This is a genomic window from Pseudomonas batumici (assembly GCF_036585405.1).
Classification (GTDB): domain Bacteria; phylum Pseudomonadota; class Gammaproteobacteria; order Pseudomonadales; family Pseudomonadaceae; genus Aquipseudomonas; species Aquipseudomonas batumici.
Map to the genome: position 1 here is coordinate 5554053 of NZ_CP144470.1, position 23136 is coordinate 5577188.

Below are 23136 nucleotides of genomic sequence, written 5' to 3' on the forward strand. Positions count from 1 at the left end.
GGGGCTGTGTATCCAAATCTGTAGGCATGCAAGGATTTGAGCCTCGGCTGTTCGGGCGTAGACTGCGTCGGCATTTATCCATAGAGAGGCTGTCATGCTGAAGATCTGGGGTAGGAAGAATTCGTCGAACGTCAGAAAAGCCTTGTGGTGTGCCGAGGAGCTTGGCTTGCCCTACGAGTCAGTGAATGCCGGCGGCGCGTTCGGCGTAGTCGATACGCCTGAATATCGTGCGAAAAACCCGAACAAGCGGGTGCCGATGATCGAGGACGGCGATTTCGTACTCTGGGAATCGAATGCCATCGTGCGTTACCTGACCGCCAAGCATGCACCCGGGTCTCACTGGTATCCCGCGGATCCACAGGCGCGAGCCAGGGCGGACAAGTGGATGGACTGGACCACTTCGTCCTTTGCCACACCGTTTCGCGATGTTTTCTGGGGCGTATTGCGCACGCCCGTCGAGCAACAGGATTGGACCGTGATCAACGCCTCCCTGAAAGCCTGCGCCGACTTGCTGCTGATGGTCGATGCGGCGCTGGCCGAGGCGCCCTACCTGTCGGGCGATGAGATCGGCATGGGCGACATCCCCCTGGGCTGCTTCATTTATGCCTGGTTCGAAATGCCCATCGAACGTCCGGCGATGCCCCATTTGAGTGCCTGGTACGAGCGCCTGAAACAGCGTCCGGCCTACCAGCGAGCGGTCATGACCGCGTTGACTTAATAGCCACTATTAACGCCGGTTGCTGTACTTGTGCGGCGGGGCCAAGCAACATGACGCTGGCTCGCCGCCGTTGCATTCAAACCGGCGTGCCCTTATTTAGCTCTTTCTTCCCTTCTTGGTGCATGAATCCGATATGAGTTCCGCTCTGTCCATCCGGCAGCTAACCAAAACCTACGGCAACGGTTTCCAGGCCCTGAGTGGTATCGATCTGGATGTCGCCGAAGGTGATTTCTTCGCCTTGCTCGGCCCCAACGGCGCCGGCAAATCCACCACCATCGGCATTCTCTCGACCCTGGTGAACAAGACCAGCGGCAGTGTGAAGGTCTTCGGTCACGATCTGGATCGCCAGCCGGCCTTGCTCAAACGCTCCATCGGCGTGGTGCCGCAGGAGTTCAACTTCAACCAGTTCGAGAAGACTTTCGATATCGTCGTGACCCAGGCCGGGTACTACGGCATTCCGGCGAAAATCGCCAAGGAACGCGCCGAGCAGTACCTGACCCAGCTGGGCCTGTGGGACAAGCGCGACGTGCCGTCGCGGTCGTTGTCCGGCGGCATGAAGCGGCGCCTGATGATCGCCCGGGCACTGGTGCATGAGCCGCGCCTGCTGATTCTCGACGAGCCGACCGCCGGGGTGGACATCGAGCTGCGTCGTTCGATGTGGACCTTCCTCACCGAGCTGAACCAGAAAGGCATCACCATCATCCTCACCACCCACTACCTGGAAGAGGCTGAGCAACTGTGCCGCAATATCGGCATCATCGATCACGGCACCATCGTCGAGAACACCAGCATGCGTCAGTTGCTCAGCCAACTGCATGTGGAGACCTTCCTCCTGGACCTGAAGAGCGATCTGCACCATGCGCCGCAGTTGATCGGCTATCCGAGCAAGCTGCTGGACAGTCGCACGCTTGAAGTGCAGGTCGACAAGGCGGTGGGGATCACGGCGCTGTTCGGTCAATTGGCCACGCAGCAGATCGAAGTCCTGAGCCTGCGCAACAAAACCAATCGCCTGGAGGAGCTGTTCGTGTCCCTGGTGGAAAAAAACCTGTCGAAGGTGGCGGTATGAGTTCGGAACTGCAACCCAACCTGGTCGCCCTCAACACCATCGTTTACCGCGAGGTCCGGCGTTTTACCCGGATCTGGCCACAGACCCTGCTGCCGCCGGCCATCACCATGGTCCTGTACTTCGTGATCTTCGGTAACCTGATCGGCCGGCAGATCGGCGCCATGGGTGGCTTCACCTACATGGAGTACATCGTGCCGGGCCTGATCATGATGTCGGTGATCACCAACTCCTACGGCAACGTGGTGTCGAGCTTCTTCGGCAGCAAGTTCCAGCGCTCGATCGAAGAGTTGATGGTTTCGCCGGTCTCGCCCCATACCATCCTGGTCGGCTACACCCTCGGCGGTGTGCTGCGCGGGCTGATGGTGGGGATCATCGTGACCCTGCTCTCGCTGTTCTTCACCCAGTTGCAGGTCCATCACCTGGGCGTGACCCTGCTGGTGGTGATCCTGACGGCGACGATCTTCTCGCTGCTGGGGTTCATCAACGCGGTATTTGCACGTAACTTCGACGATATCTCGATTATCCCGACCTTTGTGCTGACCCCGCTGACCTACCTCGGTGGCGTGTTCTACTCGATTACCCTGCTGCCGCCGTTCTGGCAGAGCGTTTCGCTGGCCAACCCGGTGCTGCACATGGTCAATGCCTTCCGCTACGGTATTCTCGGGGTCTCGGACATTCGCATCAGCGTGGCCATCACCTTCATGATCGTGGCGACGGCAGTGCTGTACGTCGGCTGCGCGCGGCTGCTGGTCAGCGGTCGCGGCATGCGCCAGTAAGGCGTTTCATGGATGACGGCGCCGTGCCTGGCGCCGTTTCCATTGCCTGGCCACCCACCAGCGCCAGTAGCTCATGGTCAGGTAATAACCCAGGGCGCCCAGCGCCACTCCCAGCACCAGCGAACCCAGCAACAACGGTTGCCAGAGCGTCGACAGCTGCGCGCTGATCCACGCCCAGGTCAACTCGTCCGGCAGGCTGCGTGGCGGCACGTGCAGCAGCCAGGCCCCAAGCTGGTAGGCACAATAGAAAATCGGCGGAATCGTCAGCGGATTGGTCAGCCACACCAGGCTGACGGCAATCGGCATATTGCCGCGCACCAGAATCGCCAGGAAAGCCGCCAGCAGCATCTGCAAGGGCATCGGCATCAGGGCCGCGAACAAGCCCACTGCCATGGCCCGCGCCACCGAGTGGCGATTGAGGTGCCAGAGGTTCGGATCGTGGAGCAGGGGACCGAAAAAGCGTAAGTGTTTGTGTTCCCTGATGCGGGTCGGGTCCGGCATGTAGCGTTTGAATAAGTGACGCGGCATAAGGCTTCTCGGGTGATTCGGGCGGGCAGTATGCCCGGATTCTAAGGGCAGCCGATTCAGACTTTGTGACAATAAATAAAGCACCGTCCGCGTAACCCGGCTATCCAGAGAGCTGAACGGGTTCAAGGATGATTTTATGCGCACAGGGATGTTGGCGCTGGCGGCGGGGCTTCTGGCCTTGCGTTTCCTGCCGCAACTGCCGCCCGGCGGACTGTTGGTGCTGCTGTCGGTGATCGGCTTGATGCTGTTGCCGTTTCGCACCTATCCGCTGGCGTTGTTTCTGTTCGGCTTCAGTTGGGCCTGTTTTCAGGCGCAACGGGCGCTGGACGATCGGCTGGCGCCGGCGCTGGATGGCCAGACGCTGTGGGTTGAAGGCCGGGTGGTCGGTTTGCCGCAACGTGACGAACAGGGGGTGCGCTTCGAACTGGAGGACGCGACTTCGCGTCGGGCGCGGCTGCCGACGCGCTTGCGGCTGTCCTGGTTCGGCGGGCCGGATCTGCGCAGCGGCGAGCGCTGGCGCCTGGCGGTCCAGCTCAAGCGCGGGCAGGGTTTGCTCAATCCCGCCGGTTTCGATTACCAGGCCTGGCTGCTCGCCCGGGGTATCGGCGGCGTCGGCTCGATCAAGGACGGGCAGTTACTGGCGTCGGCCAGCGGCGGTTGGCGCGATACGATCCGGCGACGCTTGCTGCAAGTCGATGCCCAAGGGCAATCGGCCACCTTGCTGGCGCTGGTGCTCGGTGACGGTTCGGGGCTGTCGGCGCAGACCTGGCGGGTGCTGCAGGACACCGGCACCCTGCATCTGCTGGTGATTTCCGGCCAGCATATCGGGCTGTTCGCGGGGCTTATCTACGCGCTGATCGCCGGGTTGGCGCGTTATGGCCTGTGGCCGGGCCGCTGGCCCTGGTTGCCCTGGGCTTGCGGCCTGGCCTTTGCGGCGGCGCTGGGGTACGCGCTGCTGGCCGGTTTCGGTGTACCGGTGCGCCGGGCCTGCGTGATGCTCGCCATGGTGCTGCTGTGGCGTTGGCGTTATCGCCACCTGGGGGCGGTCGTGCCGCTGTTGGCGGCCGTGAACCTGGTGCTGCTGTTCGACCCGTTGGTGAGTCTGCAAACAGGATTCTGGTTGTCCTTTGCCGCGGTTGCAGTGCTGATCTTCACGTTCAGCGGTCGACTGGGCGCCTGGAGCCTCTGGCAGAGCTGGACCCGTGCACAATGGGTGATTGCCCTCGGACTCTTCCCCGCGCTGCTGTTGCTGGGCCTGCCCGTCAGTCTCAGTGCACCGCTGGCCAACTGGGTCGCCGTGCCCTGGATCAGCCTGCTGGTATTGCCCTTGGCCTTGCTGGGAACCTTCCTGTTGCCGTTGCCCTGGCTGGGAGAGGGGCTGCTGTGGTTGGCCGGCGGCCTGCTGGGTGGGTTGTTTCAATGGCTCGGATGGCTGGCGGCGCAAGTGCCGGCCTGGGTCCCGGCGGTCGTTCCTTTATGGGCCTGGGCACTGAGCAGCCTGGGTATTCTGCTGCTGTTGCTGCCCGCCGGCATGCCCCTGCGACCTTTGGGCTGGCCGCTGGCGGCGCTGGCGCTGTTTGCGCCCTCGGCGCAGGTGGCCCAGGGTGAAGCCGAGGTCTGGCAGCTGGATGTCGGCCAGGGCCTGGCGATCCTCGTCCGCACCCGCCAGCACAGCCTGTTGTACGACGCCGGGCCGCGGGTCGGCGAGTTCGACCAGGGCGAACGGGTGGTGCTGCCGTCCTTGCACAAGCTGGGTGTGCGCCGACTCGACAGGCTGCTGCTCAGCCATGCCGATGCCGATCACGCCGGCGGGGCCCTGGCCGTGCGGCGTGGCCTGCCGGTGAGCGAGGTGCTCGGCGGTGATGTCGAGGGTTTGTCCCCGGCGTTGCAGGCCCGGCCCTGTGTCAGCGGCCAGCGCTGGGAGTGGGATGGCGTGCGCTTTGCACTGTGGCGCTGGCCCCAGGCCCGGGACAGCAATCAATCCTCCTGCGTCTTGCAGATCGAGGCCAATGGCGAGCGTCTGCTGCTGACCGGCGATATCGATGTCGAGGCCGAGCGGGCCTTTCTCGACAGTCCGCTGGCGGTTGCCAGCGATTGGCTGCAGTCACCCCATCACGGAAGCCGCAGTTCATCGTCCATGGTTTTCCTGCAACGCCTGGCCCCGCGTGGCGTGCTGATTTCCCGTGGGCGGGGCAACGCTTTCGGTCATCCCCACCCGCAAGTCATGGCCCGTTACAAAGCCCTGGACATGGCGATCTACGACAGCGCGGAGCAGGGCGCGCTGCGCTTGCTGCTGGGGCGTTTCGACGAACCGCGGTCCCTGCAGGCCGAGCGGCGTTTCTGGCGGCAATAGCCCGCAGCCCTTCAATAACCCCGGGTTATTAAAGTACCTGGGCATGCGACATCACGATCTTCGGCCAGCCCAACCCCTATGTTAGAGTGGCGCACTTTTTCGAGGGGACTGTCACTGTGTGGGAATTGGTCAAGTCCGGCGGCTGGATGATGCTGCCGATCATTTTGAGCTCCATCGCCGCAACGGGCATCGTCGCCGAGCGCCTGTGGACGCTGCGGGCCAGCCGCGTGACCCCGGAGCATCTGCTCGGGCAGGTCTGGCGCTGGATCAAGGACAAGCAACTGGACAAGGAAAAACTCAAGCAGCTGCGCGCCGATTCGCCCCTGGGCGAGATTCTCGCCGCGGGCCTGGCCAACTCCAAGCATGGTCGCGAGATCATGAAAGAGTGCATTCAGGAAGCCGCCGCCCGGGTCATCCACGAACTGGAGCGCTACCTCAGCGCCCTCGGCACCATTGCCGCCATGGCGCCCCTGCTCGGGCTGCTGGGCACGGTGCTGGGCATGATCGATATCTTCAGCTCGTTCATGGGCACGGGCATGACCACCAATGCCGCCGTGCTCGCCGGGGGATTTCCAAGGCGCTGGTCACCACGGCTTCGGGCCTGATGGTCGGGATTCCGGCAGTGTTCTTCCATCGCTTCCTGTTGCGCCGGGTCGATGAGCTGGTGATGGGCATGGAGCAGGAAGCGATCAAGCTGGTCGAGGTGGTGCAGGGCGATCGCGACGTCGACATGCCAGAGGGTAAAGCGTGAAGTTCCGCCGCAAGCCTCTGGAGCCCGTGGATATCAACGTGACGTCGTTGATCGACGTGGTGTTCGTCCTGCTGCTGTTTTTCGTCACCACCACCACCTTTACCCGCCAGACCGAGCTGCGGGTCGACCTGCCGCAGGCTGTCAGCGGCTCGCCGGCCGAAGACCATATCCCCAAGGAACTGGATATCGCCATCAGCGCCGATGGCGTCTACACGGTGAACAACCAGCGCCTGCCGGCCAATGACCTGGCCAGCCTGATGGACGCGCTGCAGAAAGAGTCCGGCGGCGACACCAGCCTGCCGCTGTCGATCAGCGCCGACGGCAAGACCTTTCACCAGGCGGTGATCACGGCGATGGATGCGGCCGGCAAGCTGGGCTTCAGCCATCTGCGCATGACCACTGTCGAAGCGGCGCCGGCACCCTGATGAGCTTTTCCAAGCATCTGCTCGCCGCCTGGTACGACGGTCACCCGGCGTTGACCCTGCTGCGTCCGCTGGAGTGGTTGTATCGCCGGGTGGTCGACGGAAAGCGCGCGCGTTTCGTCGCGGGCGAAGGCTCGATCTACCAGCCGTCGGTGCCGTTGATCGTGGTGGGCAATATCACCGTCGGTGGCACCGGCAAGACCCCCCTGATTCTCTGGTTGATCGAGCATTGCCGACGCCGCGGCCTGCGGGTCGGGGTGGTCAGTCGCGGCTATGGCGCCAAGCCGCCGCAGTTGCCCTGGCGGGTACAGGCCGACCAGGCGGCGGCGCTCGCCGGCGACGAACCGCTGCTGATCGTCCGGCGCAGCGGGGTACCGATGATGATCGACCCGGATCGCGGTCGTGCGGTCAGGGCCTTGCTGGCGACGGAAAAACTCGACCTGATCCTCTCCGACGACGGCCTGCAGCATTACCGCCTGGCCCGCGACCTGGAACTGGTGCTGATCGACGCCGCCCGCGGCCTGGGCAATGGCCGCTGCCTGCCCGCCGGTCCTCTGCGCGAGCCGGTCGAGCGTCTGCAAAGCGTCGATGGGGTGCTCTACAACGGTGCCCGCGAGGACCGTGACAACGGCTTCGCCTTTCGCCTGCAGCCGACAGCGCTGATCAACCTGCTGAGCGGCGAGCGCAAGCCCGTCGATCATTTCCCGCCCGGGCAGGCCGTGCACGCGGTCGCCGGCATCGGCAACCCGCAACGTTTCTTCAACACCCTTGAAACGCTACACTGGCAGCCTGTGCCCCATGCTTTTGCCGACCATGCCGAGTACAGCGCCCGGGCCTTGAGTTTCGAACCGGCGCTGCCGTTGGTGATGACCGAAAAGGATGCGGTGAAATGCCGGGCCTTCGCGGCACCCGACTGGTGGTACCTGGCGGTGGATGCGTTGCCGTCCGAGGCCTTCACGGCCTGGTTCGACACCCAGCTGCTGCGCCTGTTGCCCGACCGTCTCTTGCCCTAAACCCGTTTTTATCCAGGGAACCTTCATGGACACCAAACTGCTCGACATCCTCGCCTGCCCGATCTGCAAGGGTCCCCTCAAGCTCAGCGCCGACAAGACCGAGCTGATCAGCAAGGGCGCGGGTCTGGCCTATCCGATCCGCGACGGCATCCCGGTGATGCTGGAAAGCGAAGCCCGTACCCTGAGCACCGACGAGCGCCTGGACAAATGACCACCCCGTTCGTCGTTGTCATCCCGGCGCGTTTCGCCTCCACCCGCCTGCCGGCCAAGCCGCTGCAACTGATCGCCGGCAAGCCGATGATCCAGCACACCTGGGAACAGGCGCGCAAAAGCAGCGCCCAGCGGGTGGTGGTGGCCACCGATGATGCGCGTATCGTCGAGGCCTGCCGGGCCTTCGGTGCCGAAGTGCTGCTGACCCGCGAAGACCACGAGTCCGGCACCGATCGGCTGGCCGAGGTCGCCACCCTGCTGGGGCTGGCGGCCGATGCCATCGTCGTCAACGTGCAGGGCGACGAGCCGCTGATTCCGCCGGTGGTGATCGATCAGGTCGCGGCCAACCTGGCGGCCCACGGCGAAGCACGCATGGCGACCCTGGCCGAGCCGATCCATGACCTCGAAGCGCTGTTCAACCCGAATGTGGTCAAGGTGACCAGTGATATCAACGGCCTGGCCCTGACCTTCAGCCGCGCGACCCTGCCTTGGGCGCGGGATGACTTTGCCGTCAGTCGCGAGCAACTGCCGCAAGGCGTGCCTTTCCGTCGGCATATAGGCATCTACGCCTATCGCGCGGGCTTCCTGCATGACTTCGTCAGTTGGGGCCCGTGCTGGCTGGAAACCACCGAGCGCCTGGAGCAACTGCGGGCGTTGTGGCACGGCGTGCGGATCCACGTCGCCGATGCCCTGGAGGCGCCGCCCACCGGCGTCGATACGGCTGAAGACCTCGATCGCGTTCGTCGGTTGCTGGAGGCCTGATGCGGGTTCTGTTTGTCTGCCTGGGCAATATCTGTCGCTCGCCCACGGCCGAAGGTGTCTTGCGGCACAAATTGCGTGAGGCCGGATTGGCCGAACAGATCGAGGTGGCTTCCGCCGGCACCGGCCCCTGGCATGTCGGCAAGCCGCCGGACAGTCGCAGCCAGCGGGCGGCGCGGATGCGCGGCTACGACCTGTCGGCCCAGCGCGCCCGGCAGGTCGCCGCGGCGGATTTCAACCGCTACGACCTGATCCTGGCCATGGACCAGAGCAACCTGCGCAATCTCAAGTTGCTGCAACCGGCCCAGGCCAAGGCCGAGCTGGACCTGTTCCTGCGCCGTTATGACGGCGCGGTGGAGGAAGTGCCGGATCCGTACTACGACGAAGAACACGGTTTCGAGCAGGTGCTGGACCTGATAGAACAGGCCTGCGATCGGCTGGTGATCGAACTCAAGGGGCGTCTATGACCCTGCAACTGCAAGCCGGGGTGTCCCTCAAGCCCTATAACAGCTTTGGCGTCGATGTTCGCGCACAGTGGTTCGCCGAGGCCCATGACGATGACGATGTCCGCGAGGCCCTGGCTTATGTGGCACAGAATCGACTGCCGTTGCTGGTGATCGGCGGTGGCAGCAACCTGCTGCTGACGGCGGATATCCAGGCGCTGGTGCTGCGCATGGCTACCCGGGGAATTCGGTTGCTGCACGATGACGGCGTCAATGTGGTGATCGAAGCCGAGGCCGGTGAGCCCTGGCATCCCTTTGTGCTGTCGACCCTGGCCCAGGGTTGGAGTGGCCTGGAAAACCTCAGCCTGATTCCCGGCACCGTGGGCGCGGCACCGATGCAGAACATCGGTGCCTACGGGGTCGAGATCAAGGATGTGTTCGCCGGCCTGACCGCCCTGGATCGCGAGACCGGCGAGTTGCGCGAGTTTTCCCTGCAGGAGTGCCAGTTCGGCTATCGCGACAGCCTGTTCAAGCATGCCGCCGGGCGCTGGTTGATCCTGCGTGTACGCTTCGCCTTGAGCCGTGTCGAACACCTGCACCTGGGTTACGGCCCGGTGGCCCAACGCCTGGCCGAGCAGGGCATCAGCCAGCCGACCGCCAGCGATGTCAGTCGGGCGATCTGCAGTATCCGCAACGAGAAGTTGCCCGATCCGGCCGTGCTGGGCAATGCCGGGAGCTTCTTCAAGAACCCGTTGGTGTCGGCTGCCCAGGCGGCCGAGTTGAAGCGGGTTCACCCCGGACTGGTAAGTTATCCACAGCCTGACGGCCTGGTGAAGCTGGCGGCGGGCTGGCTGATCGAGGCGGCGGGCTGGAAAGGTTTTCGCGAAGAGGATGCGGGTGTGCACCGTTTACAGTCGCTGGTGCTGGTCAATTACGGTGCCGCGAGCGGCCTGCAGTTGTTGGCCCTGGCACGGCGCATCCAGGCTGACATCCTGCAACGATTCTCCGTCGATCTGGAAATGGAGCCGAACCTCTACTGAAGCTATGCTGAAGACGGGTTCATCCTGAAAGCCCTGTATATGTAGCGTATACGGGGCTTTTTTTATCGATACGGCTTTCCCTGGGCCGATTAACGCTGTAAATACTGACTTCAATAACGGATTCATGAAGCGTTTACTTCATGAAAAAACCGATCAGCCTGGGTTCATCTGCTGAGTCGTGCGTGCGGCTGCCGTTGGCAGAGACCTCGACGCCATAACCTCGAACTATGTGGGCGTGCTTATGATTACCCTGAAACTCAATGGTCAAGACCATCAGGTGAAAGCCTGATGGACAGCGTGGATCTGAATGTCCTGCGCAGTGTCCTGCAATGGCGCCGCGCGGGACAGCGGGTGGTGCTGTACAGCGTGGTCCAGACCTGGGGCAGCGCGCCGCGCCAGCCGGGGGCGATGTTGGCCTTGCGTGAGGACGGCGTTGTGATCGGTTCGGTGTCCGGTGGCTGTATCGAGGATGACCTGATCCAGCGTCTGCAGGATGGGCGCTTGTCGGCGGCCGGGCCGGCGGTGCAGTTGATCACCTATGGGGTGACACGGGACGAGGCGGCGCGTTTTGGCCTGCCCTGTGGTGGCACCTTGCGCCTGACCGAGGAGTGGGTGGGCGATCCGGCATGGGTCGCCGAGCTGCTGCGGCGTTGCGAAGACCATGAGATCGTGGCTCGCGAACTGGACCTGCGCAGCGGGGCGGTGACGCTGCATCCGGCGACCAGGCAGGACGTTCTGACATTCGATGAGCGAACCTTGCGCGCGATCTATGGGCCGCGCTGGCGCTTGTTGTTGATCGGTGCAGGGCAGTTGTCGCGCTATGTGGCGGAAGTGGCCCGCTTGCTGGATTTCGAGGTGTTGATCTGTGATCCGCGCGCGGAGTTTGTCCAGGGCTGGGAGGCGCAGCACGGGCGTTTTGTGCCGGGCATGCCGGATGAAGCGGTGCTCGGTATTGAAACCGACGAGCGTACGGCGATTGTCGCCCTGACCCACGATCCGCGCCTGGATGACATGGCACTGCTCACGGCGCTGAACTCCCGGGCGTTTTATGTCGGGGCACTGGGTTCACAGGTCAATAGTCGCAAGCGCAGGGACAATCTGGCGCTGCTGGGCTTGAGCCGCGAGGCTATCGGACGTCTGCATGGGCCTATCGGACTGCATATCGGCAGCCATACACCGGCGGAGATTGCCTTGTCCTTGATGGCGGAAATCGTCGCGATCAAAAACGGCGTCGAATTGCGGCAGAAAAAGGCGGAGTTGGCGACCCATGAGTGAGGCGGTCGCGGCCATTGTCCTGGCGGCGGGGCAGGGCAGTCGCTTTCGGCAGGTGGCGGGTGCCGATCAGGACAAGTTGCTGGCGCTCTGCGTTGGGCGTGAGGGTGTCGAGCGGACGGTGTTGGAGCATGTGCTGCTGGGTTTGCCGCACGGGCCCGGAGCCCGATTGCTGGTGACGACGGCGGATCGGGTCGAGGTGATTCGCCTGGCGCGGGCCTATGACTGTCGGGTGTTGCTGATCGAATCGACGGGCATGGGCGACAGCCTCGCCGCCGCCGTGACGGCGACGGCCGATCAGGCAGGGTGGCTGGTACTGCTGGGGGACATGCCGTTTATTCTGCCGGAGACGGTGGCGCGGGTGATGGAGGGGATTGAAGATGACGGGATCTGCGTGCCGGTTTTTCAGGGGGAGCAGGGGCACCCGGTGGGGTTCGGGCGCTCGTTTGGACCGGCTTTGATGGGGTTGTCGGGGGATCGCGGGGCCAAGCCGTTGTTTGCGGGAGGTAAAGTGCGCGAGGTGTCTGTCGAGGATCCTGGTGTGCTTTGGGATGTGGACAGTCCTGAGTGCCTGACATTTTCGCGCAAAGCTTGAGAGGCAACAGCAACGGCAATCCGTAAGATTCGGACAAAAAAAGCCCCGCCTGCATCGCTGCAGGCGGGGCTTTTCAACAGCCGTCGGAATCAGACGAGGGGTTTAGGCTCGTGGGCTTTTTCCGGGGCTTTAGGGCTGTGTTCAACCACTTCTTCGGCGGACTGCAGGTTTTCGTCGAGGGTGGTCGGTGCAACCGTCTCGCTCTCAGCGTGCACAGGTGCTACCGGAGCGGCTTCTGGTGCAGGAGCCGGTTCGACAGCGACCACGGCCTCTACTGCCGGGGCAGCAGCGGCGCGTTCGGCGGCTTCCTGGGCCAGACGCTCTGCTTCACGCTTGCGACGACGCACTTCACGCGGATCGTTCGGCGCTCGACCGCTGCTGGTCAGGGCGCTGGCTGGCGCCGCTTCGACAACCGGTGCAGCAGCCTCGACCACTACCGGAGCAGGCTCTGGCTGTGCAACCACGGCCGGCTCTGCAGCCACCACAGGTTCAGTCACCGGGGCCTGCGCAGCGACTGCTGGCTCGGACCATTGGAACGTGGCCTGGACTTCCTGGGCCGGCTCTGCTGCTTGCGCAACCGGAGCTTCAACAACCACGGCTTCGGCGACAGCGGCCTGGGCAACCGGCTCTTCAACGGCAGGCACTGCGACAGCCGGGGTTTCGATGGCCGGTTCAGGCGCCACGAATACCGGCGGTTCAGCGACAACAGCCGGTTCGACAGCGGCTTCGACCACAGGCTCGGCGGCGTGCACCGGAGCAACTTCCACTTCCGGTACCACTGGGGCTACTACCGGGGTGGTGGCTTCAACGATCGGCGCTTCGACCGCAGGGGCTTCCTGGGTTGCGGCAGTAGCCAGTTCGGCCTGGCGATGCGCCTGGGCCTCGGCTGGAGCACTGATCACGCTGCCGGCGACGGCGGCGGTCACGGCCACGCCGGCAGCCAGTTCGGCAGCGGTGGCGGGTTCGTGGTGTTCTTCGCTGCCTTCTTCCGAGCCTTCGATCACATTGCCGTTGGCGTCACGCTGACGCTCGCGACGGTTGCTGCGACGACGCTGGCCACGGGAGCGGCGACGTGGACGATCGCCACCTTCGGCGTTGTCCTGGCCGTCGTCCTGCAGCTGCTCTTCGCCCTGCAACACTTCTTCTTCACCGGCGGCTGCGGCCTGCTCGGCACGCGGCTGGCGTTCTTCACGCGGTGGACGTGGCTGGCGCTCTTCACGTGGCGCACGGGCCGGACGCTCTTCCGCGACCACGGCAGCTGCCGTTGCAGCAGCGGCGACGGCCGGTGCGGCATCCAGTGGCTCGCGCAGTTCGCGCACGCGCTCTTCACGCTCGCCACGTGGCTTGCGATCTTCACGCGGGGCGCGCGGAGCACGTTCTTCACGCGGGGCACGCGGAGCACGTTCCTCACGGGCTACGGCCGGTGCTTCGTCACGGACTTCGCGCAGTTCACGCGGCGCACGCTCTTCACGCGGTGCACGTTCTTCCCGTGGGGCGCGTTCTTCACGAGGCTCGCGCGGTGCACGTTCTTCACGTGGCGCACGCTCTTCGCGCGGCTTGCGCTCCTCATCGCGGCGACCGTTACGGTTGCGGCTCTGCTGGCGACCGCTGCGACGCTCTTCGTTGCGCGCCGGGCGCTCGGCCGCCGGTTTTTCAACCACGGCCGGGGCAACCGGTTCTTCCTTGCTGGCGAACAGGCTGACCAGGGACTTCACCAGGCCCTTGAACAGGCTTGGCTCGGCCGCGACAGGCGCGGGGGCGGCCACGGGAGCCGCCACCACTTCGGTCGGAACCGGGGCGTTGGCGCGGGCCGGAGCGGTCTTGACCGCCGCTTCCTGGCGAACCAGGGTGCGGGTGGCCGCAGCCGGCTGGGCGTCTTCGACTTCGGCGGCGGCCGCGGCGATTTCGTAGCTGGACTGGGCGCTGTGGGCTTCCGGGCTGTCGTCGCGCAGGCGTTGCACTTCGAAGTGCGGCGTCTCCAGGTGATCGTTCGGCAGGATCACGATGCGTGCACGGGTGCGCAGTTCGATCTTGGTGATCGAGTTGCGCTTCTCGTTGAGCAGGAAGGCCGCGACCGGGATCGGCACCTGGGCGCGGACTTCGGCGGTGCGGTCCTTCAGGGCTTCTTCTTCGATCAGGCGCAGGATCGCCAGGGACAGCGATTCGACGTCACGGATGATACCGGTGCCGTTGCAACGCGGGCAGACGATGCCGCTGCTTTCGCCCAGGGACGGACGCAGGCGCTGGCGGGACATTTCCAGCAGGCCGAAGCGCGAGATACGGCCCACTTGGACGCGGGCACGGTCGGCTTCCAGGCATTCGCGGACTTTTTCTTCCACGGCGCGCTGGTTCTTGGCCGGGGTCATGTCGATGAAGTCGATGACGATCAGGCCGCCGATGTCGCGCAGACGCAACTGACGGGCGATTTCTTCAGCGGCTTCCAGGTTGGTCTGCAGCGCGGTTTCTTCGATATCGCTGCCTTTGGTGGCGCGGGCCGAGTTGATGTCGATGGACACCAGGGCTTCGGTCGGATCGATCACGATGGAGCCGCCGGAAGGCAGTTCGACGACGCGCTGGAAGGCGGTTTCGATCTGGCTTTCGATCTGGAAGCGGTTGAACAGCGGCACGCTGTCTTCGTACAGCTTGATCTTGCTGGCGTACTGCGGCATCACCTGGCGGATGAAGGTCAGGGCTTCGTCCTGGGCTTCAACGCTGTCGATCAACACTTCGCCGATGTCCTGGCGCAGGTAGTCGCGGATCGCGCGGATGATCACGTTGCTTTCCTGGTAGATCAGGAAAGGCGCGGAACGGTCCAGGGAGGCTTCCTTGATCGCGGTCCAGAGTTGCAGCAGGTAGTCGAGGTCCCACTGCATTTCTTCGCTGCTGCGGCCAAGGCCGGCAGTGCGCACGATCAGGCCCATGTCGGCCGGGGCGACCAGGCCATTGAGGGCCTCGCGCAGTTCGTTGCGCTCTTCGCCTTCGATGCGTCGGGAAATACCGCCGGCACGCGGGTTGTTCGGCATCAGCACCAGGTAACGGCCGGCCAGGCTGATGAAGGTGGTCAGGGCGGCGCCCTTGTTGCCACGTTCTTCTTTCTCGACCTGGACGATGACTTCCTGGCCTTCGCTCAGGACGTCCTTGATGTTGACACGGCCTTCGGGGGCCTTCTTGAAGTATTCGCGGGAGATTTCTTTCAGCGGCAGGAAGCCGTGGCGCTCGGAGCCGAAATCGACAAAGGCAGCCTCAAGGCTTGGCTCGATGCGAGTAATCCGGCCTTTATAGATGTTGGCCTTCTTCTGCTCGCGGGCACCGGACTCGATGTCCAGGTCGTAGAGGCGCTGGCCATCTACCAGGGCAACACGCAACTCTTCGGGTTGAGTTGCGTTAATCAGCATTCTTTTCATGTAGTACCGTCGGTTTCCGGGCTGCCGGAAACGGCGTTCGGCACACACGACTTCTCACGGTCGGTGTCAGGTGCGTCAGGAGTGGTTGGCCATTCCTGTGTCGGGCGAGGTTCGTCCAGAAGGGGGCGAAGTCGCGACTCACGCGTCCTGCTCGAAGGGTGACAAACGACACCTTCGCAAGCAAAAGCTCTGTCAGGAGGAGGAATCAACCGCGGGTGTGGACGATATGAAGCGTCTTGATCAAGCCTAATGCTACACAGTCCGACGGTTGTGCATCTCCACCCTACACGTATCCCTGATAATTCGGGTGCGGCCGCGCGCAGAATCCGCAGCGGGTTGGCATTTACCGTGTTCTCCGAAAGGGAAAAGCACGCTCATGGCTAATTAGGCGTTGTTTCCGAAGCCTTCGCCCAGGTGTGACTCGTGACCGACTGCACTTTGTGAACTGGCCGTTAATACCGGCTCGGGAAACGAGTGTTGACTCAGTTTTCCGGCGCGCTTCAGGCCTCATGTCACCTGCGCTCGTTACGGTCGCGAACCTTTCCTCGAACGGCGAAAGCCCCGTAGGACGGCCTCGCATCCTGATGAATTGCGTTGGTCAGGGCCGGCGGTTGGCCGTTGGTCCTCTGTCCAGCCGCTTTTGGCGGCGTTCGCGACTATAGCAGCAATGATTAAGTGCTTCAATTCCATAAAAAATTGTTATCATCGCCGACATGACGACGACTACCCCCCCGACTCCAGGCGTACAACTGCTTGAGGTCTCGCCGGAATATGCCGGCCAGCGCATTGACAATTTCCTTCTCGCCCGGCTCAAGGGTGTGCCCAAGACCTTGATTTACCGCATTTTGCGCAAAGGCGAAGTGCGGGTGAACAAGGGGCGCATCAAGCCCGAGTACAAACTGCAGGCCGGTGATGTCGTGCGGGTTCCGCCCGTGCGCGTCCCCGAGCGCGACGAGCCGGTGCCCCTGGCCCAGGGCCTGTTGCAGCGCCTGGAGGACTCGATTGTCTTCGAAGACAAGGCGTTGATCGTGATCAACAAGCCGGCGGGCATTGCCGTGCACGGCGGCAGCGGCCTGAACTACGGCGTGATCGAGGCCTTCCGGCAGTTGCGCCCGGACGCCAAGGAGCTGGAGCTGGTCCATCGCCTGGACCGCGACACCTCCGGCCTGCTGATGATCGCCAAGAAGCGCAGCATGTTGCGCCATCTGCACGAAGCGCTGCGCGGCGATGGCGTCGACAAGCGCTACATGGCCCTGGTGCGCGGCAACTGGGCCACCTCCGTCAAGCAGGTGCGCGCACCCTTGCTCAAGAGCAACCTGCGTTCCGGCGAGCGCATGGTCGAGGTCAACGAAGAGGGCAAGGAGGCGCTCACGGTATTCAAGGTGCTACGCCGTTTCGGTGATTTCGCGACCATGGTCGAGGCCAAGCCGGTGACCGGCCGTACCCACCAGATTCGCGTACACACCCTGCACGCCGGGCATTGCATCGCCGGTGACAGCAAGTATGGCGATGACGACTTCACCAAGGAAATTCGTGACCTGGGTGGCAAGCGTCTGTTTCTGCACGCCTACATGCTGACCGTGCCGCTGCCGGATGGTGGCGAGTTGAAGTTGCAGGCGCCGGTGGATGAAATGTGGGCCAAGACGGTGGAGCGACTGAGTGCGGTCTGAATACAAGCTGCTGATTTTCGATTGGGACGGCACCCTGGCCGACTCCATTGGTCGGATTGTCGAGGCGATGGGGGTGGCCGCCGCTCGTTCGGGGTTCGCCCTGCGCGATGAAAGGGCGGTCAAGGGCATTATCGGTCTCGGCTTGCCGGAGGCGATTCGCACCTTGTACCCGGCGATCACCGACGATGAGCTGATTGTCTTTCGTCAGCACTATGCCGACAGCTATATTGCCCTCGAGGCGGTGCCTTCGCCGCTGTTTCCGGGCGTGGTGCAGTCGCTGGAGGCGTTTCGTGCCGCGGGCTATCAACTGGCGGTGGCGACCGGCAAGGCCCGTCGCGGGCTCGACCGGGTGTTGAAGGCCCATGGCTGGCTGGATTATTTCGATATCACCCGCGCCGCCGATGAAACCGCCAGCAAGCCGCACCCGCTGATGCTGGAGCAGATTCTCGCCCATTGCGCTGTCCCGGCTTCCCAGGCCTTGATGGTCGGGGACTCGGCGTTCGATTTGCAAATGGCGCGCAATGCTGGCATGGATTCAGTGGCGGTGGGTTATGGTGCCTTGTCGCTGGATGAGCTGCGGGAGTTCGAGCCGCGCTTGGCGATTGACAGTTTTCCACAGTTGCATGCCTGGCTCGATGGCCGGGTCAATTGAATTCGTTGGGGTGAGTACGCATGTCTGATGAATGGAGCGCGCCGCCAAAGGCGAATGCCGAGCCGGGTGACGACAAGAGCTGGAAGCTGCTGGAAAAGACCTTGCTGGCCGGTGTGCAGGAGCAGCGTCGTTCGCGGCGTTGGGGGATTTTCTTCAAGCTGTTGACCTTTTTGTATCTGTTTGGCGCGCTGGTGATGCTCTCGCCGCTGATCGGCAAGGAAAAGAGTGCCGGTCATGGTGCCCGCTACACCGCGCTGATCGAGGTGCGCGGGGTGATTGCGGACAAGGAGTCGGCCAGCGCCGACAATATTGTCGGCAGTCTGCGCAGCGCCTTCGAGGATCCGAAGGTCAAGGCGATCATCCTGCGGATCAACAGCCCGGGCGGCAGTCCGGTGCAGTCGGGTTATGTGTATGACGAGATTCGTCGTTTGCGGGGCCTGCACCCGGATACCAAGGTGTATGCGGTGATTTCCGATCTCGGTGCTTCCGGTGCCTACTACATCGCCAGCGCGGCGGATGAGATCTATGCCGACAAGTCCAGCCTGGTCGGCTCCATCGGTGTGACGGCGGCCGGCTACGGTTTTGTCGGCACCATGGAGAAACTGGGCGTGGAGCGTCGTGCCTACTCCTCGGGGGAGCACAAGGCGTTTCTCGATCCGTTCCAGCCGCAGAAGGCCGATGAGACCCGGTTCTGGCAGGGGGTGTTGGACACCACCCACAACCAGTTCATCGCCAGCGTGAAGAAAGGTCGTGGTGATCGCCTGAAGGACAAGGAGCATCCCGAGTTGTTCTCGGGGTTGGTCTGGTCCGGCGAGCAGGCGTTGCCGCTGGGGCTGGTGGACGGCCTGGGCAGTGCCAGTTCGGTGGCGCGGGATGTGATCGGCGAGAAGGAGCTGGTGGACTTTACTGTCCAGGAGTCGCCTTTCGATCGTTTCTCGAAAAAGCTCGGTGCCAGTGTCGCGGAGCAGTTGGCGATGTGGATGGGCTTCCAGGGGCCGACCTTGCGCTGATGCTTGCGTAGCATTGAAAAACCGGTCGCGAGCGACCGGTTTTTTATTGACTTTACGGAATCTGCACGCCCTCGGCCAGCAACATATCCACCAGGCGAATCAGCGGCAGTCCGATCAGGCTGGTGGCATCCGGCCCCTCCGTGCCCTGGAACAGGCTGACCCCGAGTCCCTCGGCCTTGAAGCTGCCGGCGCAGTCGTAGGGCTGCTCGGCATGCAGGTAGCGTTCGATACGGGCGACATCCAGATGGCGCATCTGCACGGTGAAGGGGATGCAGTCCACCTGGCAGGTCCCGGTCCGGCTGTTGAGCAGGGCCAGTCCGGTCAGGAAGCTCACGCGGGTGCCGCTGGCGGCCAGCAGCTGTTCGCGGGCCTTCTCGAAGCCGTGGGGCTTGCCGAGTATCCGGTCGCCGAGTACCGCGACCTGGTCCGAGCCGATGATCAGGTGCGCCGGATGGCTGGCGGCCAGTGCCCGGGCCTTTTCCTCGGCCAGGCGTTTGACCAGCTCGATGGCTGCTTCGCCCGGGCGTTGGCTTTCGTCGATATCCGGCGCGGCACAGGTGAAGGGCAGGCGCAGGCGGGTCAGCAATTCCCGCCGATAGGCGGAGCTTGAGGCAAGTAACAGGGGCAGCATGCGGTTCTCCTGAAGAAGGCCGTCGATTCTAGTCGGCTCTCCTGCTGACGGACAGGGCCTAATTTCCTTTGACAGTGGCGGGGGGCATCCCTAGAATGCTGCGCCTATGTTGAATGACCCGATTCCACCTCACGTTGACCCGCGCAAATTGGCTGATCGTGGCACCACCCTTCAAGGTGAACTGCTGCTGGCCGATTTGGAGAGACTCTGCGACTCGCTTTCCGACACTGTCGGTACGGTGCAGGCTAAATTCGTTTTTGAACGAGATGAACGTAAAACTGTGACGATTCACAGCTTTATCGACACCGAAGTCAAAATGGTTTGCCAGCGTTGTCTTGAGCTGGTCACCCTGCCGATCCACAGCGAATGCAGTTACGCTGTGGTGAAGGAGGGTGCGAATACCCAGTCGTTACCGAAAGGTTATGACGTGCTGGAACTGGGCGAAGATCCTTTGGATCTGCAGGCATTGATCGAGGAAGAGCTTCTGCTCGCCTTGCCCATTGTGCCTGCTCATCATCCGGAAGAATGCCAGCAGCCGGCGGGGCTCGATGAGCCCGAACCGAGCGAGGACGAGGTAACGCGGTCCAACCCGTTCAGTGTATTGGCGCAGTTAAAGCGTGACCCAAACGTTTAGGAGTTAATCAATTATGGCTGTTCAGCAGAACAAAAAATCCCGCTCTGCCCGTGACATGCGTCGTTCCCACGATGCTCTCGAGGCTAGCACCCTGTCCGTGGAAAAGACCACCGGTGAAGTTCACCTGCGTCACCACGTATCGCCAGAAGGCGTATACCGTGGCCGTAAAGTGATCGACAAGGGCGCTGACGAGTAAATCTTGTCCGCTCAGATCATCGCGATCGACGCAATGGGCGGGGACTTCGGTCCCCGCAGCATTGTCCAGGCCAGTATTGCCTGCCTGTCCGCCACGCCCTCGCTGCACCTGACCCTTGTCGGTCAACCTTCCCAGCTTGAACCCCTGATCGCCAGCCATCCGGCTGTGGATCGCGCGCGCCTGACCATTACCCCTGCCGCCGAAGTCATCACCATGGACGAGCGTCCGTCCCAGGCCCTGCGTGGCAAGCCGGATTCGTCGATGCGCGTGGCCTTGCAGTTGCTGCGTGACGGCAAGGTCCAGGCCTGTGTCAGTGCCGGTAATACCGGGGCCTTGATGGCCTTGTCGCGGTATGTGCTCAAGACGTTGCCGGGCATCGATCGTCCGGCCATGGTCGCGGCCATCCCGACCCAGCGTGGCTATTGCCAGTTGCTGGACCTGGGGGCGAATGTCGATTGCAGTGCCGAGCACCTGTTCCAGTTCGCCGTGATGGGCGCGGTGGCCGCCGAGGCCCTCGGCGTGGTTCGGCCCCGGGTTGCCTTGCTCAATGTCGGCACCGAGGACATCAAGGGCAACCAGCAGGTCAAGCTGGCGGCGAATCTGTTGCAACAGGCGCGGGGGCTGAACTACATCGGCTTCATCGAAGGCGACGGGCTGTATCGCGGCGAGGCCGATGTGGTGGTGTGCGACGGTTTTGTCGGCAACATCCTGCTCAAGTCCAGCGAAGGCCTGGCGACCATGATCGCCACGCGGATCGAGACGCTGTTCCGGCAGAACCTGGCTTCGCGGCTGGTCGGTGCCCTGGCCTTGCCGTTGTTCAAGCGCCTCAAGGCCGATCTCACTCCGGCGCGGCACAACGGCGCGAGCTTTCTCGGCCTGCAGGGGATTGTCATCAAGAGCCACGGCTCCGCCGGGGCCGAGGGTTTCCAGAGTGCGATTGCCCGGGCCTTGATCGAGATCCAGGAAAACCTCCCCGAGCGCCTTCACGGTCGCCTGGAGGATCTATTGCTTTAGGCGTTTTCCCGCGGGAATGCTTAAATGTGACCGCTCAGTTCGATCAGCCATCCAAACTGACAGTTTCTTGCGTCCGCCAAGGCGGGACGTCAATTCTTCGACGACAAGATCATTAGGGGCTTGTTACATGTCTACATCCCTCGCATTCGTCTTTCCAGGGCAGGGCTCGCAGTCCCTCGGCATGCTGGCCGAGTTGGGCGCGCAATACCCGCTGATCCTGGAGACCTTCAAAGAAGCCTCTGATGCCCTGGGCTATGACCTCTGGGCACTGACCCAGCAGGGGCCGGAAGAGCAGCTCAACCAGACCGACAAGACCCAGCCGGCCATCCTCACGGCCTCCATTGCCTTGTGGCGCCTGTGGCTGGCCGAGGGCGGTGCGCGTCCGGCCTATGTCGCCGGGCACAGCCTGGGCGAGTACAGCGCGCTGGTCGCCGCCGGCAGCCTGAGCCTGGGCGATGCGGTGAAGCTGGTGGAGCGTCGTGGCCAGTTGATGCAGGAAGCGGTGCCGGCCGGGCAGGGCGCCATGGCGGCGATCCTCGGGCTGGACGATGCCGATGTGGTTGCCGCCTGCGCCGACTCCGCCCAGGGCGAAGTGGTGAGCGCGGTGAACTTCAACTCGCCGGGCCAGGTGGTGATCGCCGGCGCCAAGGCGGCCGTCGAGCGCGCCATGGAAGCCTGCAAGGCCAAGGGCGCCAAGCGTGCCCTGCCGCTGCCGGTCAGCGTACCGTCCCATTGCGAGCTGATGCGTCCGGCCGCCGAGCGCTTTGCCGAGTCCATCGCCGCCATCGACTGGCAGGCCCCGCAGATCCCGCTGGTGCAGAACGTCAGCGCCCAGGTGGCCGCTGACCTCGCGACCCTCAAGCGCGACCTGCTGGAACAACTCTACAAGCCGGTGCGCTGGGTCGAGTCGGTCCAGTGCCTGGCGGCCAACGGTGCCACCGAACTGGTCGAGTGCGGCCCTGGCAAGGTGCTGGCCGGCCTGAACAAGCGTTGCGCCGATGGCGTCAACACGTCCAACCTCAATACCCCGGATGCCTTCGCCGCCACGCGCGCGGCGCGGGCCTGAATCAGGAGAAGCCTGCATGAGTCTGCAAGGTAAAGTTGCACTGGTCACCGGCGCCAGCCGTGGCATCGGCCAAGCCATCGCCCTCGAGCTGGGGCGTCTCGGCGCCGTGGTCGTCGGCACCGCGACCTCGGCCTCGGGCGCCGAGCGTATTGCCGCAACCCTCAAGGAGCACGGGATTCAGGGCACCGGCCTGGAACTTAATGTAACCAGCGATGAATCCGTTGCCGCGGTACTGGCCAGCATCACCGAGCAGTTCGGTGCGCCGGCGATTCTGGTCAATAATGCCGGTATCACCCGCGATAACCTGATGATGCGGATGAAAGACGACGAGTGGTACGACGTGGTCGATACCAACCTCAACAGCCTGTTCCGCCTGTCCAAGGGCGTTCTGCGCGGCATGACCAAGGCGCGTTGGGGCCGAATCATCAATATTGGTTCGGTTGTGGGTGCCATGGGCAACGCAGGCCAAGTAAACTACGCGGCAGCCAAGGCCGGCCTGGAAGGTTTCAGCCGCGCGCTGGCGCGTGAAGTCGGTTCGCGCTCGATTACGGTAAACTCGGTGGCCCCAGGGTTCATCGACACCGATATGACCCGCGAATTGCCCGAGGCGCAGCGTGAAGCCTTGCTGACGCAGATTCCGCTGGGCCGTCTGGGCCAGGCTCAAGAGATTGCGCAAGTGGTCGCTTTTCTGGCCTCGGACGGTGCGGCTTACGTGACTGGGGCTACAATCCCGGTGAACGGCGGGATGTACATGTGATTCAAATGTGACGGATTGCTTCAAAAAAATGTCATACGAGCGGTCTAAAATCCGTTATAAAGCTGCAACTTATTGACGGGCAGGGGGCAAAGGGGGGACGAAGGCTGAAGCTTTCGGTTGAAAAGCTGAAAAGCCTTTCTATACACTTACCCACCG

At 63.3% G+C, this 23136-nt stretch carries 23 protein-coding genes and 1 pseudogene; 21 read left to right on the forward strand and 3 right to left on the reverse strand.

Annotated elements, in window-relative coordinates:
* Positions 1-94 precede the first annotated feature (94 nt).
* The 3 genes from NUH87_RS25395 to NUH87_RS25405 all read left to right on the forward strand — a co-directional run bounded on the left by NUH87_RS25395 (position 95) and on the right by NUH87_RS25405 (position 2560).
* Positions 95-718 (forward strand): glutathione S-transferase, encoded by a 624-nt coding sequence (locus NUH87_RS25395; RefSeq protein ID WP_338523139.1) that lies wholly within the window; start codon positions 95-97, stop codon positions 716-718.
* Between the two features lie 133 nt (positions 719-851).
* Complete coding sequence (locus NUH87_RS25400) at positions 852-1784, forward strand: ABC transporter ATP-binding protein (RefSeq protein WP_040065427.1); 933 nt, start codon at positions 852-854, stop codon at positions 1782-1784.
* On the forward strand, positions 1781-2560 hold the full coding sequence (locus NUH87_RS25405; RefSeq protein WP_040065426.1) for an ABC transporter permease: 780 nt from the start codon (positions 1781-1783) through the stop codon (positions 2558-2560). The genes NUH87_RS25400 and NUH87_RS25405 overlap by 4 nt, the downstream gene beginning before the upstream one ends.
* A 6-nt stretch (positions 2561-2566) precedes the next feature.
* Here NUH87_RS25405 and NUH87_RS25410 read toward each other — a convergent pair whose 3' ends face one another.
* Positions 2567-3088 (reverse strand): DUF2062 domain-containing protein, encoded by a 522-nt coding sequence (locus tag NUH87_RS25410; protein WP_040065425.1) that lies wholly within the window; start codon positions 3086-3088, stop codon positions 2567-2569.
* 136 nt (positions 3089-3224) lie between these two features.
* On the opposite strand from NUH87_RS25410, the gene NUH87_RS25415 reads away from it, so the two are divergent.
* The 10 genes and pseudogenes from NUH87_RS25415 (at position 3225) to NUH87_RS25460 (ending at position 11946) form a co-directional block, all read left to right on the forward strand.
* Positions 3225-5441 (forward strand): DNA internalization-related competence protein ComEC/Rec2, encoded by a 2217-nt coding sequence (locus tag NUH87_RS25415; protein WP_338523140.1) that lies wholly within the window; start codon positions 3225-3227, stop codon positions 5439-5441.
* 116 nt (positions 5442-5557) lie between these two features.
* Positions 5558-6192, forward strand: a pseudogene (locus NUH87_RS25420) (MotA/TolQ/ExbB proton channel family protein).
* A complete protein-coding gene (locus NUH87_RS25425) occupies positions 6189-6617 on the forward strand; it encodes an ExbD/TolR family protein (protein WP_040065422.1) in 429 nt (142 codons plus the stop codon). Before NUH87_RS25420 ends, NUH87_RS25425 begins: the two are co-directional and overlap by 4 nt.
* Positions 6617-7627, forward strand: a complete 1011-nt coding sequence (gene lpxK, locus NUH87_RS25430; protein ID WP_338523141.1) for a tetraacyldisaccharide 4'-kinase — start codon at positions 6617-6619, stop codon at positions 7625-7627. Before NUH87_RS25425 ends, lpxK begins: the two co-directional genes overlap by 1 nt.
* A gap of 25 nt (positions 7628-7652) precedes the next feature.
* Positions 7653-7838, forward strand: a complete 186-nt coding sequence (locus NUH87_RS25435) for a Trm112 family protein (protein ID WP_007931663.1) — start codon at positions 7653-7655, stop codon at positions 7836-7838.
* The gene (gene kdsB / locus NUH87_RS25440; RefSeq protein ID WP_040065420.1) at positions 7835-8599 is read left to right on the forward strand and encodes a 3-deoxy-manno-octulosonate cytidylyltransferase; all 765 of its coding nucleotides are present in this window, start codon (positions 7835-7837) and stop codon (positions 8597-8599) included. Before NUH87_RS25435 ends, kdsB begins: the two co-directional genes overlap by 4 nt.
* Entirely contained in the window at positions 8599-9063 is a 465-nt protein-coding gene (locus tag NUH87_RS25445) for a low molecular weight protein-tyrosine-phosphatase (protein WP_338523142.1), read from the forward strand. The genes kdsB and NUH87_RS25445 overlap by 1 nt, the downstream gene beginning before the upstream one ends.
* Positions 9060-10079: a UDP-N-acetylmuramate dehydrogenase gene (murB, locus tag NUH87_RS25450; protein ID WP_338523143.1), complete on the forward strand. Its 1020-nt coding sequence runs from the start codon at positions 9060-9062 to the stop codon at positions 10077-10079. The genes NUH87_RS25445 and murB overlap by 4 nt, the downstream gene beginning before the upstream one ends.
* Positions 10080-10367: 288 nt before the next feature.
* Entirely contained in the window at positions 10368-11354 is a 987-nt protein-coding gene (locus tag NUH87_RS25455) for an XdhC family protein (RefSeq protein WP_338523144.1), read from the forward strand.
* A complete protein-coding gene (locus NUH87_RS25460; RefSeq protein ID WP_338523145.1) occupies positions 11347-11946 on the forward strand; it encodes a nucleotidyltransferase family protein in 600 nt (199 codons plus the stop codon). Before NUH87_RS25455 ends, NUH87_RS25460 begins: the two co-directional genes overlap by 8 nt.
* Before the next feature lie 89 nt (positions 11947-12035).
* On the opposite strand, the gene rne is transcribed toward NUH87_RS25460, so the two are convergent.
* Positions 12036-15350: a ribonuclease E gene (gene rne / locus NUH87_RS25465; protein WP_338523146.1), complete on the reverse strand. Its 3315-nt coding sequence runs from the start codon at positions 15348-15350 to the stop codon at positions 12036-12038.
* A gap of 713 nt (positions 15351-16063) precedes the next feature.
* Between rne and rluC the strand changes: the two genes are divergently transcribed.
* The 3 genes from rluC to sppA are packed head-to-tail and all read left to right on the forward strand — an operon-like array spanning position 16064 to position 18682.
* Entirely contained in the window at positions 16064-17020 is a 957-nt protein-coding gene (gene rluC, locus NUH87_RS25470) for a 23S rRNA pseudouridine(955/2504/2580) synthase RluC (RefSeq protein WP_338523147.1), read from the forward strand.
* Complete coding sequence (locus NUH87_RS25475) at positions 17010-17672, forward strand: HAD-IA family hydrolase (protein ID WP_338523148.1); 663 nt, start codon at positions 17010-17012, stop codon at positions 17670-17672. Before rluC ends, NUH87_RS25475 begins: the two co-directional genes overlap by 11 nt.
* A gap of 20 nt (positions 17673-17692) precedes the next feature.
* Complete coding sequence (gene sppA / locus NUH87_RS25480) at positions 17693-18682, forward strand: signal peptide peptidase SppA (RefSeq protein WP_338523149.1); 990 nt, start codon at positions 17693-17695, stop codon at positions 18680-18682.
* A 52-nt stretch (positions 18683-18734) separates the two neighbouring features.
* Here the strand turns inward: sppA and NUH87_RS25485 are convergent, their stop codons facing one another.
* Positions 18735-19313, reverse strand: coding sequence for a nucleoside triphosphate pyrophosphatase (locus NUH87_RS25485; RefSeq protein WP_338523150.1), 579 nt, complete (start codon positions 19311-19313; stop codon positions 18735-18737).
* Between the two features lie 106 nt (positions 19314-19419).
* On the opposite strand from NUH87_RS25485, the gene NUH87_RS25490 reads away from it, so the two are divergent.
* From NUH87_RS25490 to fabG, 5 genes are all read left to right on the forward strand, one after another.
* Positions 19420-19947: a YceD family protein gene (locus NUH87_RS25490; RefSeq protein ID WP_040065402.1), complete on the forward strand. Its 528-nt coding sequence runs from the start codon at positions 19420-19422 to the stop codon at positions 19945-19947.
* Positions 19948-19960: 13 nt separating this feature from the next.
* Positions 19961-20143 (forward strand): 50S ribosomal protein L32, encoded by a 183-nt coding sequence (gene rpmF / locus NUH87_RS25495; RefSeq protein WP_003179396.1) that lies wholly within the window; start codon positions 19961-19963, stop codon positions 20141-20143.
* 3 nt (positions 20144-20146) lie between these two features.
* Positions 20147-21157 (forward strand): phosphate acyltransferase PlsX, encoded by a 1011-nt coding sequence (gene plsX / locus NUH87_RS25500; RefSeq protein WP_338523151.1) that lies wholly within the window; start codon positions 20147-20149, stop codon positions 21155-21157.
* Positions 21158-21284: 127 nt separating this feature from the next.
* Entirely contained in the window at positions 21285-22223 is a 939-nt protein-coding gene (gene fabD / locus NUH87_RS25505) for an ACP S-malonyltransferase (protein WP_040065399.1), read from the forward strand.
* A 16-nt stretch (positions 22224-22239) separates the two neighbouring features.
* Positions 22240-22980 carry a 3-oxoacyl-ACP reductase FabG gene (gene fabG, locus NUH87_RS25510; protein ID WP_338523152.1) on the forward strand — a complete coding sequence of 247 codons (741 nt, stop codon included), beginning with the start codon at positions 22240-22242 and terminating at the stop codon, positions 22978-22980.
* The last annotated feature ends 156 nt before the right edge of the window (positions 22981-23136 follow it).

Bases quoted from the DNA above. Each gene is read 5' to 3' on its own strand.
- NUH87_RS25395 (WP_338523139.1), top strand. From the start codon at position 95: ATGCTGAAGATCTGGGGTAGGAAGAATTCGTCGAACGTCAGAAAAGCC.
- NUH87_RS25400 (WP_040065427.1), top strand. From the start codon at position 852: ATGAGTTCCGCTCTGTCCATCCGGCAGCTAACCAAAACCTACGGCAAC.
- NUH87_RS25405 (WP_040065426.1), top strand. From the start codon at position 1,781: ATGAGTTCGGAACTGCAACCCAACCTGGTCGCCCTCAACACCATCGTT.
- NUH87_RS25410 (WP_040065425.1), bottom strand. From the start codon at position 3,088: ATGCCGCGTCACTTATTCAAACGCTACATGCCGGACCCGACCCGCATC.
- NUH87_RS25415 (WP_338523140.1), top strand. From the start codon at position 3,225: ATGCGCACAGGGATGTTGGCGCTGGCGGCGGGGCTTCTGGCCTTGCGT.
- lpxK (WP_338523141.1), top strand. From the start codon at position 6,617: ATGAGCTTTTCCAAGCATCTGCTCGCCGCCTGGTACGACGGTCACCCG.
- NUH87_RS25435 (WP_007931663.1), top strand. From the start codon at position 7,653: ATGGACACCAAACTGCTCGACATCCTCGCCTGCCCGATCTGCAAGGGT.
- kdsB (WP_040065420.1), top strand. From the start codon at position 7,835: ATGACCACCCCGTTCGTCGTTGTCATCCCGGCGCGTTTCGCCTCCACC.
- NUH87_RS25445 (WP_338523142.1), top strand. From the start codon at position 8,599: ATGCGGGTTCTGTTTGTCTGCCTGGGCAATATCTGTCGCTCGCCCACG.
- murB (WP_338523143.1), top strand. From the start codon at position 9,060: ATGACCCTGCAACTGCAAGCCGGGGTGTCCCTCAAGCCCTATAACAGC.
- NUH87_RS25455 (WP_338523144.1), top strand. From the start codon at position 10,368: ATGGACAGCGTGGATCTGAATGTCCTGCGCAGTGTCCTGCAATGGCGC.
- NUH87_RS25460 (WP_338523145.1), top strand. From the start codon at position 11,347: ATGAGTGAGGCGGTCGCGGCCATTGTCCTGGCGGCGGGGCAGGGCAGT.
- rne (WP_338523146.1), bottom strand. From the start codon at position 15,350: ATGAAAAGAATGCTGATTAACGCAACTCAACCCGAAGAGTTGCGTGTT.
- rluC (WP_338523147.1), top strand. From the start codon at position 16,064: ATGACGACGACTACCCCCCCGACTCCAGGCGTACAACTGCTTGAGGTC.
- sppA (WP_338523149.1), top strand. From the start codon at position 17,693: ATGTCTGATGAATGGAGCGCGCCGCCAAAGGCGAATGCCGAGCCGGGT.
- NUH87_RS25485 (WP_338523150.1), bottom strand. From the start codon at position 19,313: ATGCTGCCCCTGTTACTTGCCTCAAGCTCCGCCTATCGGCGGGAATTG.
- NUH87_RS25490 (WP_040065402.1), top strand. From the start codon at position 19,420: ATGTTGAATGACCCGATTCCACCTCACGTTGACCCGCGCAAATTGGCT.
- rpmF (WP_003179396.1), top strand. From the start codon at position 19,961: ATGGCTGTTCAGCAGAACAAAAAATCCCGCTCTGCCCGTGACATGCGT.
- fabD (WP_040065399.1), top strand. From the start codon at position 21,285: ATGTCTACATCCCTCGCATTCGTCTTTCCAGGGCAGGGCTCGCAGTCC.
- fabG (WP_338523152.1), top strand. From the start codon at position 22,240: ATGAGTCTGCAAGGTAAAGTTGCACTGGTCACCGGCGCCAGCCGTGGC.